This window comes from Enterobacter cloacae complex sp.6700776 (assembly GCF_048284255.1).
In the GTDB taxonomy this organism is placed as follows: Bacteria; Pseudomonadota; Gammaproteobacteria; order Enterobacterales; family Enterobacteriaceae; genus Enterobacter; species Enterobacter intestinihominis.
In genome coordinates, this window is the sequence record NZ_JBLVYK010000006.1 from 34,301 (window position 1) to 50,607 (window position 16,307).

Consider the following 16,307-nt stretch of genomic DNA (forward strand, 5'->3'; position numbering starts at 1 on the left):
TTAAATTGTTTACTTGTTAATGATGTAAGGGGAAGGTGATGCATGATTCATTAACCATCGCGCTGTTGCAGGCGCGTGAAGCGGCGATGGGCTACTTCCGCCCGATAGTGAAACGGCATAATCTGACCGAGCAGCAGTGGCGTATCGTCCGCGTGCTGGCCGAGCATCCCTCCATGGATTTTCATGATCTGGCGTTCCGCACCTGCATTTTGCGCCCAAGCCTGACCGGCATTCTGACGCGGATGGAGCGCGACGGTCTGGTGCTGCGCTTAAAGCCGGTGAATGACCAGCGCAAGCTGTACGTATCGCTGACGAAAGAAGGCAACGCGCTGTACCAGCGTGCTCAGGCTCAGGTGGAAGAGGCGTACCAGCAGATTGAGGCGGAATATACCCCGGAGAAGATGAAGCAGCTCACGGCGCTGCTGGAAGAGTTTATTGAACTCGGAAACCGACATATTGCCGCGCGGGACGAAGAGTAAAAACCCTAAAATCCAGGATGATTTTCGTAAAGTTTTCCCTTTCCAGGCCGAAAATTCTGTATCTGTCTGAGGAAAGAGAAAACATGTTAAATCGTATCAAGATTGTCACCAGCTTACTGCTGGTTTTAGCGATATTTGGCCTTTTACAACTCACATCCGGTGGTCTTTTCTTCAATGCCCTGAAGCATGACAAAGAGAATTTCACCATTCTGCAAACCATTCGCCAGCAACAATCCACCCTGAACGGTAGCTGGGTGGCGCTGCTGCAAACCCGTAACACCCTGAACCGCGCGGGTATCCGCTACATGATGGATCAGAACAATATCGGCAGCGGCTCAACCGTCGCCGAGCTGATGCAGATTGCCTCTGCGTCTCTGAAACAGGCGGAAAAAAACTGGGCGGATTACGAAGCACTTCCGCGTGACCCGCGTCAGAGCGACGCTGCGGCACTGGAAATCAAACGTAATTACGATATCTACCACGGCGCGTTGGCCGAGCTGATCCAGCTGCTGGGGGCGGGCAAGATCAACGAGTTCTTCGACCAGCCGACCCAGAGCTATCAGGATGGCTTTGAGAAGCAGTACGTCAGCTACCTGCAACAAAACGACGCGCTCTATCAGACCGCGGTTGAAGACAGCAACAGCTCTTACCGCCAGGCTATCTGGGTGCTGATTAGCGTGCTGGCTGCGGTGCTGGTGGTGATTGTTGCCGTCTGGCTGGGTATTCGTCAGGCACTGATTTCGCCGCTGAACCGTCTGATTGACAGCATTCGTCATATCGCCAGCGGCGACCTGGTGAAGCGCATCGACGTGGAAGGCTCCAACGAGATGGGTGAACTGGCTGACTCCCTGCGCCATATGCAGGGCGAGCTGGTGCGTACCGTGGGTGACGTGCGTAACGGCGCAAACGCCATTTACAGCGGTGCGAGCGAAATCTCGATGGGCAATAACGATCTCTCATCCCGTACCGAGCAGCAGGCTGCCTCTCTGGAAGAGACCGCCGCCAGCATGGAACAGCTGACCGCCACAGTGAAGCAGAACGCCGAGAATGCCCGTCAGGCGAGCAACCTGGCCCTGAGCGCATCCGAAACCGCGCAGAAAGGCGGGAAAGTGGTGGATAACGTGGTGCAGACCATGCGCGACATCGCCGGCAGTTCGCAGAAAATCGCCGATATTATCAGCGTGATCGACGGGATTGCTTTCCAGACTAATATTCTGGCGCTGAACGCGGCGGTAGAAGCGGCACGTGCGGGCGAGCAGGGCCGCGGCTTTGCGGTGGTTGCAGGTGAAGTACGAAACCTGGCGCAGCGCAGCGCCCAGGCGGCTCGCGAGATCAAGAGCCTGATTGAAGACTCCGTGGGGCGCGTGGAGTTGGGTTCAACGCTGGTAGAAAGCGCCGGTGAAACCATGGGTGAGATCGTGAATGCGGTAACGCGCGTGACGGACATCATGGGCGAAATCGCGTCTGCGTCTGATGAGCAGAGCCGCGGTATCGACCAGGTGGGGCTGGCGGTGGCTGAGATGGATCGCGTGACCCAGCAGAACGCCTCGCTGGTGGAAGAGTCTGCGGCGGCCGCGGCGGCACTGGAAGAGCAGGCGAGCCGTCTGACGCAGGCCGTTGCGGTGTTCCGTATTCAGCAGGAACAGATGAAGGCGCGCGAGTTCGCCTCCGCGAAAAGCGTTGCCGCACCGGTAGTGGCGCGTAAACCGGCGACCGCAGATGCGGGCGATAACTGGGAAACGTTCTGACGTTGTGCGTTTCGCCGGGTGGCGGCTACGCCTTACCCGGCCTACGGGATGTGCGTTTTGCCGGGTGGCGGCTGCGCCTTACCCGGCCTACGGATGTGCGTTTTGCCGGGTGGCGGCTGCGCCTTACCCGGCCTACGGGATGTGCGTTTCGCCGGGTGGCGGCTGCGCCTTACCCGGCCTACGGGATGTGCGTTTTGCCGGGTGGCGGCTGCGCCTTACCCGGCCTACGTATTGTGCAATTTGCCGGGTGGCTTCGCTTTACCCGGCCTGCGGAATTGGGTTTTGTAGGCCCGGTAAGCGCAGCGCCACCGGGCGATTTTACAGAGGCAGGCGCATGGCGCAGCGGGAACCATACGCTAAACCGTGCGCCGTCTCTTCTTCACGTTTCTGGCGCATTTCCGGCGTCAGCGTCGTCATCATTTCAAACCCTAATCGCCTGTAGTAGGGCGCGTTCCACGGGACATCACGAAACGTCGTTAACGTCAGCGAGGTTAGCCCCAGCGTGCGGGCATGCTCTGCGACACGGTTAATCAACCGGCGTCCGAGACCTCGTCCCTGCCAGTCCAGATGAACCGAAAGTTCCACAATAAACAGCGAAGATGGCTGGGCTTCGGCGAGAATAAAGCCCACGGGCCTGTCGTCAGCCAGCGCCAGCCAGCTTAATCCGCGTCCGGCGTAACCGAGGTGATCTTCAACGGAAATAACCTCGCTGTCTGCCAGCCAGGCCAGCTCAGGAACGTCGCGAAATCGCTGCCCCGCCGCGCGTTCAATGGCGGGCAGGGCAGCGACGTCGTCGATGCGCGTCGGGCGGAGGGTGAACGCCGTCATCAGCCAGCGCTGCTCACAATTTTAATCTCCACCATGCCGATCCCCAGCTTGCGCGGAGCGTGACCGAGAATATTCCCTTCGTTAGTGGACTGCGGCTCGGGCGGCACAATGACCAGCGTATTGCTGCGCGTGGGGTTAACGAAATGCAGCGTGCTGGTGGTGACATCATTGCTCAGCGTCAGCATCTGTTCTTTATCGCCGACGCGCACCGGCACAGGACGGTTTGCGTTGGGACCAAATGCCCTGGCGGTGATCACCAGATCGAATTTCTCCGGCAGCGGATGGGTATACTCAATTTTCACCTCATCACCTAACTGCGCGTTAGACCAGCGCCCCCACGATTCGGGACGTGAAATACCGCTGAACTGCTTCACCTCTTCAGGCGCGCCGGCAACGTTAAAAATAAAGCTGTCAGCTTTATAACGAATGTCGTTGTCGACGATTTTCAGCAGGTCAACGTTGCGCTGATAGCGTGCGGTATCAATGACCGTATCTTTAAACGCGGTTTTCCCCTGCCACTGTGGTTTATCAACGTGTTGCACGGTCTGCTCGCCACCGAGTTGCCCCTGTGAGACGCACCAGTCGGTGGACAGTGACAGCTCTTGTGACCAGAGCTGGCCCATTTTGTAGCATTTATCGACCCAGACGAAATTATCGCGCGGGGCGAATTCCGCCAGCTGGAAGCGCAGTGGCGCGGAGTATTCGCTTTCCGGCAGCGGCTCGACGCGGTTATCCGACACGCGCAGCAGCAGAGGCAGGCGGAAATGGCTGCCGGAGAACGCGATCATTTTTTTATCCTGATCGATGGTGAAGTCGTTTATCTCTTTCGGGAAGTTCCACAGGCGAATGATATCCGGCTTCCAGGCGAGGATTTTTTCCTTCATGTTGAGGAAGATTTCCGACAGGGACTGGCCCGACAACGTACTGCGGCCCAGGCCAATGAAGTTATCGCCACCCAGAATATCCAGCACGGTAGCGCCGTTATCCATCGAGTTACGTTTAGCGGCAATGATCTCCTGCTGCGGTTTATCGCCGCGCAGCACAAAGAACAGGTTGCTGCGATCCAGCTTATTCAGCTCATCCCAGGCGCTGTTTTTCATCGCCAGATGGTCAGATGAAACGACGATGACCGTATTTTTGAAATACGGCGACGCTTTGATTTTCTCGATTAACGCCGCGATATGTTCCTGGCTACAGGTCACAGCGCTGAACGACTTGTTGTTTTTACCGTCAATGTCGTAGCCCTGACGTTTACAGGTGCGTGAGACGAAACCATCCGGATGATGCGTGTCGACGGTCAACGCAAACAGCGAGAAGCGTTTACCGGCGCGGGAAAGCTCCTCGAATTTCTTCCAGGTTTCATCCAGAACGGTATCGTCGTAAAAGCCCCAGTCGTTGCGGTAGGCCGGATCGGCGACCGTGGTTTTCAGCTCTTCGGAACCATATAAGTGATCGAAACCGTGGGATTTCAGGAACACATCTTTCCCGGCAAAGCGCAGGTTAGCGCCCTGCATAAAGTAGTTTTCATAGCCCGAGTTTTTCAGGATATCGCCGAGGCAAATGTTCTGCGGGAAGAAGCTCGACATCGAGGCGGAGGCGTTGCCTTCAAACGGGGCGAACAGGGGAATGCCGCACTGGGAAGCCACCATCCCGGCGATGGTGTAATCCGTGCCAGGCAACTGCATGGTGTGGCTGAAGTCGAGGCCCTGGTTTTTCAGCGCGCCAAGCTCTGGCGTCAGGTTCGGGAAAGCATCGTTGTCAAACCAGGTGCGTTCCAGACTTTCGCCGTAGATATAGACCAGGTTGAGTTTAGGGTTATCGATTTTCTTCGAGGGTTCTTTGTAATAGGCCGCAAAGTCCGGATCGCCATCGCGCGACTGGGATTTTACCAGCTCGGTAATTTGATGGAATGCCGGGCTGGCATCCACGGAGGCCAGCGCCAGGCACAGCGCCAGCAGGCTGTAGCCATGATGATGCGGACGGTGACGGCGACGGCGCAGAACCCAGGCCAGCGCGGCGAAGATGCCCACCAGGGCGACCACCAGCCCCAGACCCGGAAGGATGTACTTACCCACACCTGCGCCGGTCAGACTGTTGGTCAATGTGTAGAGCACCGCGTCGTTAATACCGTCGCCGGTAAAGTAATCGCTGGCATATAACGTAATGTTTAAAACAATAAAAATACCGAGCACCACCAGGGTGGCCACAAACCACCAGGTGTGACGACCGGCTTTCCAGGCATAAACGCCGATGGAAGCCAGGAAAAGGACAAGGGACATTAACTCTGACAACAGCAGATCCTCATCATGCCGGACGCTTAGCCGGCTAATTGCTTATTTTTTGGGTAATACAATGTAATTGCGATGTCGCTTAGCTGCAATTTTAGTGTCACGAAAGTGTGCTGTTGTTAGGATTTGGTTTATAAAATCGGATTTTTGAATACAGTCGCATCGTGGCATACGGAGGCTGAGGTGGTGGCAGGGGGTAAAAAAACGCACTTCACGCCGCGGTATAAGACTAATGTAATAAACGCGGCGTGTTGTGGCAGAAAAAGGGGGACAATCAGGAGAGGAAATTAACGCCTTGTTTCAGCACCAGATCGCAGGCTTTCGTTTTCACCTGTTTCGCCAGAGATGAATTTCCAAGGGTGCTGAGGTTCAGCTGCTGACCATTTTGCGCGTTCAGCAGGCCCTGAATACCGTCCATATAGTTGGTGTCCGCTTTCTGCTCCTGGGTGTCCAGTCCCAGTTTACCCAACACCTGGTTTTTGATGTTTTCGGTATCGGTGACGGAAGCCAGTTTCTGCTTCGCGCAGTATTCCAGAATACCCGCGGCGTTGTTCATCGTTCCGGCACTCAGGCTTTGGGAGCTGTTGCCCAGCAGGCCGGTGAGGGACGAGGCTGACAGTCCGCCCTGGGACGTGCCGCTCTCTTTGGTTAACTCACTTGCTGCGCTGGAGAGCGACTCCTGCCATGATGCGGCCTGCGCTGCGCCAGTCACCAGCAGGGCGCCAGTAAGGATGCTGATAAGAAATTGTTTTTTCATAATGATTTACTCAACAAGGTCCGTTTTGGGCCAGAAGTGGGTTCAGTATATACCTCTGCTCTTCTGGCGCTCCCTGGAAATATCTTAATACTCTTTGCCGGTGACGCGGCTGCGGTAGCTGTCCCAGTCGAAGATGACGTACAGGCTGTTACCCAGCTTCATGCGATCCATCACCCGCTCGCCAAGAAGTCGGGTCATCTCGTCGATATTGTGGTTCGTCAACATACCGGTTGGGCGTTTTGACGACGAACGGCGATCGACAATCTGGTTGATGATCACTTTTTCGTAGCGGGACTCCGTCTGGACACCGATCTCGTCGATGACCAGCAAATCCACGTTACTTAAATCATTCAGCAACTGTTCTTCGCTGGTTTCGCGATTACTGAAGGTGTCCTTCATGGCGGACATAATATCGGCCACGGTGATAATCAGCACTGACTTCCCGCGCAGCAGCAGCTCGTTGCAGATAGCGGCGGCGAGGTGATTTTTCCCGGTGCCGGGTTTTCCGCTAAAGATGAAGCTGGCGATGTTGCCGTCAAATTCATCCACGTACTGGCGCGCCTGGTTAAGGGCGTTCATCTGCCCCTGAGACTCGACCTTATAATTCTCGAAGGAGCAGTTCTGGTGCAGAGGGCGAATGCCCGAGCGGTTAAAGGTGCGCTGCATTTTCATCGCGCGGTTTTCGCGGGCGAGGGCAGCCGCGCGAATTTTACCCTGCTCTTTTTGCCATGCCAGCAGCTCTTCACCGGTGGTGAAGGCGGGCTTCACGTTGGCAGGCATCATCTTCTGCAAACGTTTCATCAGGTCGCCGACGTTTTTCATTTCGCACCTCGGAATCCATCAGGGATTTTTTTGTCCGGTTCTGAAAAAGCATTGATATCACGTTTTGGCTGGCCGTTGTTGCTGGCGCGGTTGATTTGCAGACTGCGCGCGAATTTTTGCTGCCACTGAACATGGTGGAAGACTTTTCCTTCAGCTTGCCAGTATGCGGTAAAGGCTGCCAGCTCTTCCGGTGTTGCGGGCTGCGAGAGGGCTATTCCCCATAAGGCCGCCTGCCGCTGAAAATCGGCGTCCGGCTGCCAACCGGCGTACATGGGAAATTTCCCCATTGGAACGGCCACCGGGGCGCTGGCGGGTTCGTCAAAAAACTGATTATCCAGCATGACATCGCTCGCCGGGCGCGACAGCTTCTCTTCAATTTCCAGAAGCTGCGCCAGACGCTCCGGCGTGACCGCATAAAACGCCGGGGCGTTGTCGGCAAATACCGCGAGCGTGCCGCCTTCGGCGTGCGTCAACACACCGCGAGGATCGCGCATAAAGGCATCAATGCCAGCAATGCTGGTGGTCAGAATTCTGGAGGACATAACACTTTCTCAACTGATTACTACGGGCGTGATTGAGGGTTATGGTAGCACAGAGAGAGGGGAGGAAAGGAGAGGATTTCCCCGGTGGCGTTACGCTTACCGGGGCTAAAATCACAGGGGCTGGTTACGCGATGATGTTCAGCGTCACGTCGATATTGCCGCGCGTCGCGTTAGAGTACGGACAGACGATGTGCGCCGCATCCACCAGTTTTTTGGCTTCCGCTGCGTCCATCCCTTCAACGTGGATGTTCAGCTTCGCTTCGATACCAAAACCGGTTGGCAGCGGGCCGATCCCTACTTCGCCTTCAATAAAGGCGTCTTTTGGCAGAGCGAATTTATCGCGAGCCGCAACGAACTTCATTGCGCCCAGGAAGCAGGCGGAGTAGCCCGCAGCGAACAGCTGTTCAGGGTTGGTTACTTCACCCCCCATGCCGCCCATCTCTTTTGGCACACCCAGTTTGACATCCAGAACGCCATCGGAAGACGTGGCGCGGCCATCACGGCCTCCGGTTGCTTTGGCTTTGGCAGTGTAGACAACTTTTTCTAAAGACATGGCAGGTTCCTCATCTTACGTTTATATGCGCTATTAAATAGCGCGCGATGTTTTAAGTTAAAATTAGACGCGTAAAGTACAGCCTTACGCGCGATGCAGCTGTTGGCGCAAACTTTCGAGCTGTTGCTTGAGCGCCAGCATGGTGTCGGTATCACACTGCGCTGCACAGCCCACGGCGTGGGGTATCGTCACGGCCTGCTGTTGCAGCGCCCGACCCGCGTCGCTCAGGGTGACGGCGACCTGACGCTCATCCTGACGGGAACGCTGGCGGAGGATCAATCCTGCGCTTTCCAGGCGTTTCAGCAGGGGAGTCAGCGTGGCGGAATCCAGGAATAGCCGCTCGCCAATGTCTGACACCGTAATATCATCCTGTTCCCAGAGCACCAGCATCACCAGGTATTGCGGGTAGGTCAGATTAAGCGGCGCCAGCAGTTGCCGGTACAGCTTGTTAAGCGCCAGATTTGCCGAATAGAGGGCAAAACAGAGCTGGTTATCCAGCAGAAGCGCGTTGGTGGTGTCGTTCGTTTTTGCGTCCATGAAATGAATATAGATAGCGCACGATACAATTGCAAGCGATTTTATTATACGCGTGGACGTTTGCGGTAAAGCCATAAGCCGGGGATCGACAGGCCGATGGAGAGCGCACCCACGATCGACGAGGCTTTAAGGAAGTTGCTCAGGAGCAGGATCATCTGGGGTTCGCTGTAGCCAAAATGGCTGATTTTGACGGCGGAGATCATCGCCGTATAGGCTGAAATGCCCGGGAACATAGGAATCACTGCCGCCACGGTGAATACCTTCGGGTGCGCCAGATACCAGCGGGACCACTGAATACCGATGCTGCCAACCAGCATGGAGGCGATAAACGTCGACCATTCAATATTAAAGCCCGCTGTCATCATGATCATACGAGAGCCGTGGCCAATGGCACCCAGCAGCGCACACCAGGGTAATGCACGCTGTGGGACGTTAAACACCATCGCAAAACCAACGGCGGGAAGGGCAGACAAGAGCATGTCCTGTGCCAGTGCGAGCATAAAATCCATCACGCCCATCCGCGTAACCCCCAGAGTGTCATGGCCATTACCACCCCGATACAGGTCGCCAGCGTCAGCAGGCTGGCTATCGCCCAGCGTGCCAGACCGGTGTTGATATGGCCTTTGAACATATCAGCGACGGCATTAATTAAGGGAAAACCTGGCACCAGCAGCAATACGCTGGCGGCCATCGCAACAGTAGGCGTGCTGGCGAAGTAGGGCTGGCGCAAAAGCAGGCCGGATACGGTTGTCGCCACAAATGCCGTGATGCAGAAGTTAATTTGCGGATGTAGCTGTCTGTGCGTCAACAGCTGGCGGACATACATTGCGATGCTGCTGGCAAAGAAGGTCACGACAGCGCCGTCCCAGCCGCCCGCGTTGAGCTTGCAGAAGCAGGCGCAGGACAGTCCCACCATCAGCACAACCAGCCAGCGCGGATACCGGAGGGGTTTGATTTGATTGAAACGTTTTTCTATCTCCCGGAGATCGAGCAGCTTGTGTTCAGCAAGGATCACGATGTGCTGCACTTCCGTCACGACGTGCATGTTAATGCCGCGGTCATGATTTTTACGGGTGGAGGTCAGGCACTGTCCGTCTTTAATGGTGGTCAGCACAATGGCATTTGACGAGATGGAACTCTCAACGCTGTCCATCCCCAGCGCCAGCCCAAGGCGTGTGGAGAGCTCTTCGACGAGGGCGCTTTCTGCGCCGTGCTGTAAGAGAAAAAGCCCGCACTGAATACATAGCCGCGTGGTGGCACGTTGCGTAGACCGATCTGCCTGCATGAAACGCCCTGAAGAGAAGAGAGATTGCTTACTTTTAACACAAAGTGCAGGGCCCTTTGCGCTGGGCCAGATCAACATTTGTGCGATCAGTGGCGCGATGGGGGCGGAGGAAAGACAGCATTGTTATTTATTTAATGAATATGAAATTAGGATTTATAAAAACAATATATTAAGTATTTCTAATTTCATATTTTCGATCTTTTCACGCAATTTGAATTAAATTTAAATGGTCTTTATGCGATATTAGGCCTGTATTGGGCGTTTCTTAACCCATGTGATATTTGTTCTATTTTGCGAGTATTAACCCGTTTGTACTTCGGAATGCAAACGTGTTTAACCTTGCAGGGTTAGTTCGTTCTTAAATAAAGAATTCATGACAGGGAGGGTCTATGTTGCCATTGAATGGTAAACACGGAGTGGTGATCAGCAGAGTACCGGTTATGCAAAATGGGTTAGGTGGCGTCATGTCGCGTCATTTTCCCGATTTTGAGATAACGTACTGCCGTTCGATGCAGGAGTTGACGTTATTACAATTGCGTCGCGCTGGGGTCGTTATTGCCGATATTTCGGGTGAGTATCGTAATCCACGCGGCACGCTTGAGCAATATTATGGGTTAATGAATCAGTACCGGGATATTCACTGGATATTCCTCGTTTCGCGCCCCCTTTATCCACTTGCAGTAGAGCTTCTTATGCGTCCGGAAAGCACGCTGCTTTCGGATATGGAACCCATTGAAGGCGTAATTAACGCTATTCGCGCGGGGAGTGAACGTGCCGAGCGAATAAGCCAGACGTTATTGATACCGGAAAATCCTGATATTGAAGAGGAGAGTGAGCAAATGATTGCGCTTACCCACTCTGAACGCAAGGTGTTGCGTTTGTTAGGTAAAGGTTGGGGAATCAACCAAATAGCCACGCTACTTAATAAAAGTAATAAAACGATCAGTGCACAGAAAAACAGTGCAATGCGTCGCTTATCACTTCGCAGTAATGCCGATATGTACGCGTGGATAAGCAGTACCCAGGGAATGCGAGAACTCAGTTTAATGTCGGCTTATGGAGAGTTTGAGGAATGGAAAAGACCACTGCAACAAAACATATCGCCGTCATCGAAAGCTGCTCAATGAGCGCTATGGGGCTGAAGCATCTTTTTGCGATGCCCGCCCTGAGCCATTACCAGGTGCACCTGTTTGCCAGATTTGACAACTTCAAAGCGGCGCTCTCGGAAATCTCATTCTTTGCCGTAATTTATTCATTGTCCGATGAGCGTGAGGAGCGGCGAAACTGTCTGGCCTGTTTGCGGGATCTCACCTTCACCCACAGCGACGTCAAGCGTATCGTGCTGGCCTCTGATGAAATGGAGGCGAGACTGGTCAGCCATCTTTCGCCTTCTCGCTTACATGGAATTATCAGTAAATCGGTTCCGCTGAAGCAGTTAATGGAGGGGCTGGAGACATTACTTAGCGAAACGCATCACGTGAACGACAACGTGTACAATCACTGGTGTGTGAGCCAGCATCGTATGCTAAGCCCAACTGAAAGGGCGATTCTGCGATATATGTCATCGGGTTTTTCGATCCCTGAAATTGCGGCACAGCTTGAACGCAATATCAAAACCATCCGGGCGCATAAGTTTAACGCAATGGTAAAACTGGGCGTCAATTCTGATGTGGGATTACTGGATGCGGCAGATATCCTGGCGCATCTCCCGGTCAGGGAAATTCGCCGTTCCGCTCTCACCGTTCCTTCTTTCTCGTAGTGTTAAGTGATGCGCCAGAATTTTTCTGGCGCAACGTTCAAATACAAACATCAACCCATTTTGCTGCGGTCAGTTCCGCCATTCTGTCGGGCGATATACGCACCGCACTGTGGATGGCGCCCGCTGCGGGTAACACTTCGGCGTACTGTTTTAAAGTGATGTCACAGTAAACAGAGAGCGGATTTTCCAGTCCAAAAGGGCAGACGCCGCCAACAGGATGACCCGTCAGGGTTACTACCTCATCGCAGCTGAGCATGCGGGCTTTTGCGCCGAATGTCTCTTTGAGCTTTTTGTTATCCAGACGCGCATCGCCTTTTGCAACCACCAGAATCACATCATTTTTAATTTTCAGTGACAGCGTTTTGGCAATTTGGCCGGGTTCAACGTTGTGCGCGGCAGCAGCAAGGGCAACAGTCGCTGTGCTTTGGTTAAGCTCGATGATTTCTATATCCGGAGCGTGTTCGGCGAAAAACTGCTGTACAGACTGCAAACTCATTGATTCCTCCTGACAAATATCTTCCGTAATCTGTCATAAGAATTTAGTCGCTGTAAATATCCCTTAAGTAACAAATATCCGTCAGGGGCGATTTCTGGATCGCCTTCACATTCACAGAAACCGGTTACAGTAACCGGTTGCAGAGCGTGATGCAGAGATTAATACTGAGTGTGTAACCTCCCCTGTATCTAATAATAAGAGCTAATTATGAAACCATTCCGTTTGAGCAGTACCGCAGGTACACGATCCGGCAAGGTTGTGACGCTGATGTATGGAACAACGTGTGACGTGAGAACGTCCGAAACGAACGTCTGACAGGAGATCTGCTATGTCTGCCAACCATGCTGCATTTAATCTGATTTTCCGCTTCGTTGAAAATTATGTCAGCCCTATTGCGGGGCGCATCTCTTCCCAGCGTCACGTTATGGCGATTCGTGACGGGTTCATCTCGGCAATGCCGTTTATGATTGTCGGGTCGTTTTTATTAGTGTTCGCTTACCCACCTTTTTCGCCAGATACCACCTGGGGCTTTGCCCGCGCCTGGCTGGATATGGCGAAGCAGTTTGAAGGTCAAATTCTGACGCCGTTTGATATGACGATGGGGGTGATGTCCCTCTATATCTGTGCGGCTATCGCCTACAACCTGGGCAAACATTACGTTAAAACCCATCAGCTGGATCCGTTCATGTGCGCGATGCTGTCGCTGATGGCGTTCCTGCTGGTCGCCGCGCCTAAAACCAAAGGCGCCTTACCGGTTGATAGCCTTGGAGGGACCGGGATTTTCACCGCAATCCTGGTGGCGATTTACTGCGTTGAGATGATGCGTTTCCTGAAAGCACACAATATCGGGATCCGCCTGCCAGACCAGGTTCCGCCGATGATCAAAAACTCGTTTGACCTGCTGATCCCGGTGCTGGTGGTGGTGCTGACGCTTTATCCGCTGAGTCTGTTGATCCAGTCGCAGTTCGGTATGCTGATCCCACAGGCCATCATGTCGATATTCAAACCGCTGGTCTCTGCGGCGGACTCGCTGCCAGCGATCCTGCTGGCGGTGCTGATTGGCCACCTGCTGTGGTTTGCCGGGATCCACGGCGCAGCGATTGTCTCGGGTATGCTGCAAATGTTCTGGCTGACGAACCTGGGGGCGAACCAGACCGCGCTGGCGGCGAGCCTGCCTTTACCACACATCTTTATGGAAGCCTTCTGGACGTTCTTTATTGTGATCGGTGGGTCAGGAGCGACGATGGGGCTGGTGTTCTGTTACCTGCGTAGCCGCTCCGCGCACCTGCGCTCCATTGGACGCCTGAGCGTGGTGCCAAGCATTTTCAATATCAATGAACCGGTGATTTTTGGTACGCCGATTGTGATGAACCCGGTGTTCTTTATTCCTTTCCTGCTGGCGCCGATGGTCAATGCCGTGCTGGCATGGGCAGCGATGAAGTTTGATCTGATTGGCCGCGTGATTTCCGTTGTGCCGTGGACGGCACCGGCTCCGGTTGGTGCCGCCTGGGCGCTGGGCTGGGATTTCCGTGCAGCCATTCTGGTGCTGGTTTTGGCCTGCGTTTCCGCCATTATCTATTTCCCGTTCTTCAAGGTGTACGAGAAACAGTTGCTTCAGCAGGAAGCGGAAGAAGCACAGCGTAATGGGGAAGAGGAAAATCAGCAGGTAGCCTAGATAAAAGCAAAACGGCAACGCAGGTTGCCGTTTTTAGTGTTTGCTCCCTCTCTCTGCGGGTTTCAGGCAGGGCCAGACTACTTAAGCGTGCAATCGCCGCACTGCTGGACATCCGGCAGACGGTAGCGCTGACAGCAGGTACGACGCACCAGAAGTCCCTCACGCGGAACCACGGTGCGGTAAAGAGGGTTATCCCGCCCATCCGACAGCTGTCTGGCAAAGAAACAGCTCTGACGCAGCGCATCCACTTTCTCGTCGCCGAGCAGCGGCTTCATCTCCGTTAAATACCAGTGGATAAGATACCCGGTATTACTCCAGATCAGTTTGCCGTTGATCTCCCCCGTCGCTTCCAGCGCATCAATGACCGGAACCAGCGCTCTTGTAATCAACCGTTCCATACGCGCCTGCGCTGACAGGTGACTCGCGCTCGGATCTTCGTGTACATCAATCCAGAAACAGGCGGCGCGTCCGGTCTCATGGAATTCGACGTGGAAATGTTCCGACGAGAGATCGAGCATCGTTTCCTGGGTCAACAGGGCCAGCATGACAGGCGGCACCATCAGCCCGATATACCATTGTGCCCAGAGGGAAAGCAGCGGTTTATTTTCCCGCGCCAGCGTCGGTTGGTTACGATAAATATGGTCGGAATAGGTTGCCAGCAGTGACCGCAGCTCGGCAGGTCGTTGCCACTGAGTCAGCGTCAGAGCATGATGCGGCGGTGCTTCATCCAGTTTGATGAAATCCAGCAGATGGGCGCGTGTTACGGCGATTTTTTCCCGAATGGCATCCGCAAGCGTCGTTTCTCCGGCGGAGAGTGGAGCTCGCCAGAGCAGTGGCTCAACGATGTGTGCGGTACGAGTCGCCATAGTGTGGATTACAAATCTAAATGATAATGATTGCCAATCCTAACTATAGATAAAACCGAGCGCAAGCGTTTTATCCTGGCGCTGTGAAGGCGGTTTCAGGCGATATGAAGCTCGTCGCTCAGCAGAATGCTGTTGCGTCCCATATGCTTGGCTTCATAGAGGGCTTTATCGGCTTTCGCCAGTGCGCCATCAACGTCTTCACCTTCGAACATGGCTATGCCAATGCTGATGGTCACGTTAGTGGCGACGCTTTCGTTAAACATGTGGGGGATTTTGAGATCGTAAACCTTCTGACGTATGCGTTCAGCTGTCTGGCGCGCTTGCTCCAGCGGGATGTTACTTAACAGCACCATAAATTCTTCCCCGCCAAACCGGGCGACAACATCGCGTGAGCGCACGGCGTCGCGGATCGCAGCCGAGACCCTGATCAAGGCCTGATCGCCCATCATATGGCCGTAATGATCGTTATAGGCTTTGAAATGGTCGATATCCATCAGCAGCACAAAGTGCTCGCCGGTGTCAGGCCTGGGGAGGTTCTCAAGCCGGCTTTGCAGCCCGCGACGGTTATATAGGCCGGTGAGCGGGTCCATCATGCTGAGATCGGTCAGGGTTTCACGCTCTTCGAGCAGTTCGGAAAGCAGCTCCTGGGCGAAACGGTCATTACGCCGCTGAAGAACATGATGGATACCAATGGCGACCACCGGCAGCGCGAAAAAATAGGCCATTCTCAGCCAGTTTTCGGACGGGCTAAGCCACAGGCAGGATATAAAAGCGGGAAATGAATGTAACGTAAAGGCTTTAATATTTCTGGCGAAAGCCAGAGACCCTATAAAAAGCACTGTTAATAGCGCCATCATTAAATAGGTTGCGTGATCGTGCGTTATTAACAGAAATTTTGAGACGATCTGCCATGCCCATAAAAACCCAAAAATAGCTGAAACAGCAGGGATATTTATTTTTCGCGTGCTATTTTTCCAGTGCCAGATAAGTAAGCCAGTGCTGGCAGTCAATACGGCAAACAGGGGGACTGATAACACACGAACGGAATAGAGAGGGTTTGTTACCGAGAACAATGCTGATGCAGCGTTCAGAAATAAAAATAAACGTAAAGAAAGCTGATATTTCTTGTTGACTAAGGACAGCCAGGATTGTGATGTCATATGCGTGCGTTTTTATTAAAACTCAATTAAAACAATGAGCAAGGTGTTGTTATGTATTATTGGTCGCTACAAAATTGAATTTTTATTATCAGAAAAACGTTATCGGAAGTTAACAGGTGGGCAATTTATCACCTTACACATTCTCTGTCATTATGGGAAAGCAATTGCTGGCGCAATTTCTTACGTCGCATGCTGACAAGTGATAATTACTATCATATGATACTGGTTATCATTATCAGTGCGAGAGGTGAAACCATGTTGAGCAAAGCGCTGGGAAGTGGGTGGGGAATATTGCTGCCTGGTTCCATAATCGGTGGGCTGATGTTTGCCGATCTTCCCATTGATGTCTGGAAAGCAATGATTGTTTCGGGCTTGCTGGTGACATCCGCGATGATCTGGCACAAACAGTTACGGCATTACGTGCTGTTGCCATCATGCGTTGCGCTAATCAGTGGACTGCTGGTGATTCTGATGAGTTTGAAATAAAAGGGAAAAAAAAGGGTACTGCTGAA

Annotated in this window: 18 protein-coding genes; 6 read left to right on the forward strand and 12 right to left on the reverse strand. The window is 53.5% G+C overall.

Features of this window, described 5'->3' with window-relative positions; translation table 11 throughout:
- Positions 1 to 38 precede the first annotated feature (38 nt).
- Together hpaR and tsr are read left to right on the forward strand one after the other, a co-directional pair.
- Positions 39 to 479 carry a homoprotocatechuate degradation operon regulator HpaR gene (hpaR, locus tag ACNQ0T_RS11350; protein WP_006810239.1) on the forward strand — a complete coding sequence of 147 codons (441 nt, stop codon included), beginning with the start codon at positions 39 to 41 and terminating at the stop codon, positions 477 to 479.
- 83 nt (positions 480 to 562) lie between these two features.
- Entirely contained in the window at positions 563 to 2,227 is a 1,665-nt protein-coding gene (gene tsr, locus ACNQ0T_RS11355) for a methyl-accepting chemotaxis protein (protein ID WP_023305399.1), read from the forward strand.
- A 318-nt stretch (positions 2,228 to 2,545) separates the two neighbouring features.
- On the opposite strand, the gene ACNQ0T_RS11360 is transcribed toward tsr, so the two are convergent.
- The 9 genes from ACNQ0T_RS11360 to ACNQ0T_RS11400 form a co-directional block, all read right to left on the reverse strand.
- A complete protein-coding gene (locus ACNQ0T_RS11360) occupies positions 2,546 to 3,055 on the reverse strand; it encodes a GNAT family N-acetyltransferase (protein WP_023305400.1) in 510 nt (169 codons plus the stop codon).
- Positions 3,055 to 5,346, reverse strand: coding sequence for a phosphatidylglycerol--membrane-oligosaccharide glycerophosphotransferase (gene opgB, locus ACNQ0T_RS11365; protein ID WP_417930052.1), 2,292 nt, complete (start codon positions 5,344 to 5,346; stop codon positions 3,055 to 3,057). Before opgB ends, ACNQ0T_RS11360 begins: the two co-directional genes overlap by 1 nt.
- 271 nt (positions 5,347 to 5,617) lie before the next feature.
- Positions 5,618 to 6,100 (reverse strand): DUF2501 domain-containing protein, encoded by a 483-nt coding sequence (locus tag ACNQ0T_RS11370; protein WP_022646964.1) that lies wholly within the window; start codon positions 6,098 to 6,100, stop codon positions 5,618 to 5,620.
- Positions 6,101 to 6,184: 84 nt separating this feature from the next.
- Positions 6,185 to 6,922, reverse strand: coding sequence for a DNA replication protein DnaC (dnaC, locus tag ACNQ0T_RS11375; RefSeq protein WP_003856580.1), 738 nt, complete (start codon positions 6,920 to 6,922; stop codon positions 6,185 to 6,187).
- The gene (dnaT, locus tag ACNQ0T_RS11380; RefSeq protein WP_023299265.1) at positions 6,919 to 7,464 is read right to left on the reverse strand and encodes a primosomal protein DnaT; all 546 of its coding nucleotides are present in this window, start codon (positions 7,462 to 7,464) and stop codon (positions 6,919 to 6,921) included. Before dnaT ends, dnaC begins: the two co-directional genes overlap by 4 nt.
- Positions 7,465 to 7,588: 124 nt before the next feature.
- Positions 7,589 to 8,017, reverse strand: coding sequence for an organic hydroperoxide resistance protein (locus ACNQ0T_RS11385; RefSeq protein ID WP_003856578.1), 429 nt, complete (start codon positions 8,015 to 8,017; stop codon positions 7,589 to 7,591).
- A gap of 84 nt (positions 8,018 to 8,101) precedes the next feature.
- Positions 8,102 to 8,554, reverse strand: a complete 453-nt coding sequence (locus tag ACNQ0T_RS11390) for a MarR family winged helix-turn-helix transcriptional regulator (RefSeq protein WP_022646966.1) — start codon at positions 8,552 to 8,554, stop codon at positions 8,102 to 8,104.
- Between the two features lie 44 nt (positions 8,555 to 8,598).
- Entirely contained in the window at positions 8,599 to 9,072 is a 474-nt protein-coding gene (locus tag ACNQ0T_RS11395; protein WP_032621429.1) for a threonine/serine exporter, read from the reverse strand.
- On the reverse strand, positions 9,063 to 9,839 hold the full coding sequence (locus tag ACNQ0T_RS11400; protein WP_017383842.1) for a threonine/serine ThrE exporter family protein: 777 nt from the start codon (positions 9,837 to 9,839) through the stop codon (positions 9,063 to 9,065). Before ACNQ0T_RS11400 ends, ACNQ0T_RS11395 begins: the two co-directional genes overlap by 10 nt.
- A gap of 389 nt (positions 9,840 to 10,228) precedes the next feature.
- On the opposite strand from ACNQ0T_RS11400, the gene ACNQ0T_RS11405 reads away from it, so the two are divergent.
- Positions 10,229 to 10,966 (forward strand): helix-turn-helix transcriptional regulator, encoded by a 738-nt coding sequence (locus ACNQ0T_RS11405; RefSeq protein ID WP_022646969.1) that lies wholly within the window; start codon positions 10,229 to 10,231, stop codon positions 10,964 to 10,966.
- The gene (gene bglJ / locus ACNQ0T_RS11410; protein ID WP_032625381.1) at positions 10,963 to 11,598 is read left to right on the forward strand and encodes a DNA-binding transcriptional activator BglJ; all 636 of its coding nucleotides are present in this window, start codon (positions 10,963 to 10,965) and stop codon (positions 11,596 to 11,598) included. Before ACNQ0T_RS11405 ends, bglJ begins: the two co-directional genes overlap by 4 nt.
- A gap of 37 nt (positions 11,599 to 11,635) precedes the next feature.
- Here bglJ and ACNQ0T_RS11415 read toward each other — a convergent pair whose 3' ends face one another.
- Positions 11,636 to 12,094 (reverse strand): YbaK/EbsC family protein, encoded by a 459-nt coding sequence (locus tag ACNQ0T_RS11415; protein WP_022646971.1) that lies wholly within the window; start codon positions 12,092 to 12,094, stop codon positions 11,636 to 11,638.
- A gap of 328 nt (positions 12,095 to 12,422) precedes the next feature.
- Here ACNQ0T_RS11415 and ACNQ0T_RS11420 point away from each other — a divergent pair, with 328 nt between their 5' ends.
- Positions 12,423 to 13,769 carry a PTS cellobiose transporter subunit IIC gene (locus ACNQ0T_RS11420; protein WP_006810218.1) on the forward strand — a complete coding sequence of 449 codons (1,347 nt, stop codon included), beginning with the start codon at positions 12,423 to 12,425 and terminating at the stop codon, positions 13,767 to 13,769.
- A gap of 77 nt (positions 13,770 to 13,846) precedes the next feature.
- Here the strand turns inward: ACNQ0T_RS11420 and fhuF are convergent, their stop codons facing one another.
- Both fhuF and ACNQ0T_RS11430 read right to left on the reverse strand, forming a co-directional pair.
- Positions 13,847 to 14,635 carry a siderophore-iron reductase FhuF gene (gene fhuF / locus ACNQ0T_RS11425; protein ID WP_022646974.1) on the reverse strand — a complete coding sequence of 263 codons (789 nt, stop codon included), beginning with the start codon at positions 14,633 to 14,635 and terminating at the stop codon, positions 13,847 to 13,849.
- A 95-nt stretch (positions 14,636 to 14,730) separates the two neighbouring features.
- A complete protein-coding gene (locus ACNQ0T_RS11430) occupies positions 14,731 to 15,795 on the reverse strand; it encodes a GGDEF domain-containing protein (RefSeq protein WP_417930054.1) in 1,065 nt (354 codons plus the stop codon).
- Between the two features lie 216 nt (positions 15,796 to 16,011).
- Here ACNQ0T_RS11430 and ACNQ0T_RS11435 point away from each other — a divergent pair, with 216 nt between their 5' ends.
- Positions 16,012 to 16,281 (forward strand): DUF1435 domain-containing protein, encoded by a 270-nt coding sequence (locus ACNQ0T_RS11435; protein ID WP_026080652.1) that lies wholly within the window; start codon positions 16,012 to 16,014, stop codon positions 16,279 to 16,281.
- Positions 16,282 to 16,307 lie beyond the last annotated feature (26 nt).

What these genes read in the sequence shown, in the direction of transcription:
- bglJ (WP_032625381.1), top strand. Translation starts at nt 10,963, where the DNA reads ATGAGCGCTATGGGGCTGAAGCATCTTTTTGCGATGCCCGCCCTGAGC.
- ACNQ0T_RS11360 (WP_023305400.1), bottom strand. Translation starts at nt 3,055, where the DNA reads ATGACGGCGTTCACCCTCCGCCCGACGCGCATCGACGACGTCGCTGCC.
- dnaT (WP_023299265.1), bottom strand. Translation starts at nt 7,464, where the DNA reads ATGTCCTCCAGAATTCTGACCACCAGCATTGCTGGCATTGATGCCTTT.
- ACNQ0T_RS11370 (WP_022646964.1), bottom strand. Translation starts at nt 6,100, where the DNA reads ATGAAAAAACAATTTCTTATCAGCATCCTTACTGGCGCCCTGCTGGTG.
- ACNQ0T_RS11415 (WP_022646971.1), bottom strand. Translation starts at nt 12,094, where the DNA reads ATGAGTTTGCAGTCTGTACAGCAGTTTTTCGCCGAACACGCTCCGGAT.
- ACNQ0T_RS11395 (WP_032621429.1), bottom strand. Translation starts at nt 9,072, where the DNA reads ATGGGCGTGATGGATTTTATGCTCGCACTGGCACAGGACATGCTCTTG.
- ACNQ0T_RS11420 (WP_006810218.1), top strand. Translation starts at nt 12,423, where the DNA reads ATGTCTGCCAACCATGCTGCATTTAATCTGATTTTCCGCTTCGTTGAA.
- hpaR (WP_006810239.1), top strand. Translation starts at nt 39, where the DNA reads ATGCATGATTCATTAACCATCGCGCTGTTGCAGGCGCGTGAAGCGGCG.
- ACNQ0T_RS11385 (WP_003856578.1), bottom strand. Translation starts at nt 8,017, where the DNA reads ATGTCTTTAGAAAAAGTTGTCTACACTGCCAAAGCCAAAGCAACCGGA.
- ACNQ0T_RS11390 (WP_022646966.1), bottom strand. Translation starts at nt 8,554, where the DNA reads ATGGACGCAAAAACGAACGACACCACCAACGCGCTTCTGCTGGATAAC.
- tsr (WP_023305399.1), top strand. Translation starts at nt 563, where the DNA reads ATGTTAAATCGTATCAAGATTGTCACCAGCTTACTGCTGGTTTTAGCG.
- ACNQ0T_RS11430 (WP_417930054.1), bottom strand. Translation starts at nt 15,795, where the DNA reads ATGACATCACAATCCTGGCTGTCCTTAGTCAACAAGAAATATCAGCTT.
- ACNQ0T_RS11405 (WP_022646969.1), top strand. Translation starts at nt 10,229, where the DNA reads ATGTTGCCATTGAATGGTAAACACGGAGTGGTGATCAGCAGAGTACCG.
- ACNQ0T_RS11435 (WP_026080652.1), top strand. Translation starts at nt 16,012, where the DNA reads ATGATACTGGTTATCATTATCAGTGCGAGAGGTGAAACCATGTTGAGC.
- fhuF (WP_022646974.1), bottom strand. Translation starts at nt 14,635, where the DNA reads ATGGCGACTCGTACCGCACACATCGTTGAGCCACTGCTCTGGCGAGCT.
- ACNQ0T_RS11400 (WP_017383842.1), bottom strand. Translation starts at nt 9,839, where the DNA reads ATGCAGGCAGATCGGTCTACGCAACGTGCCACCACGCGGCTATGTATT.
- dnaC (WP_003856580.1), bottom strand. Translation starts at nt 6,922, where the DNA reads ATGAAAAACGTCGGCGACCTGATGAAACGTTTGCAGAAGATGATGCCT.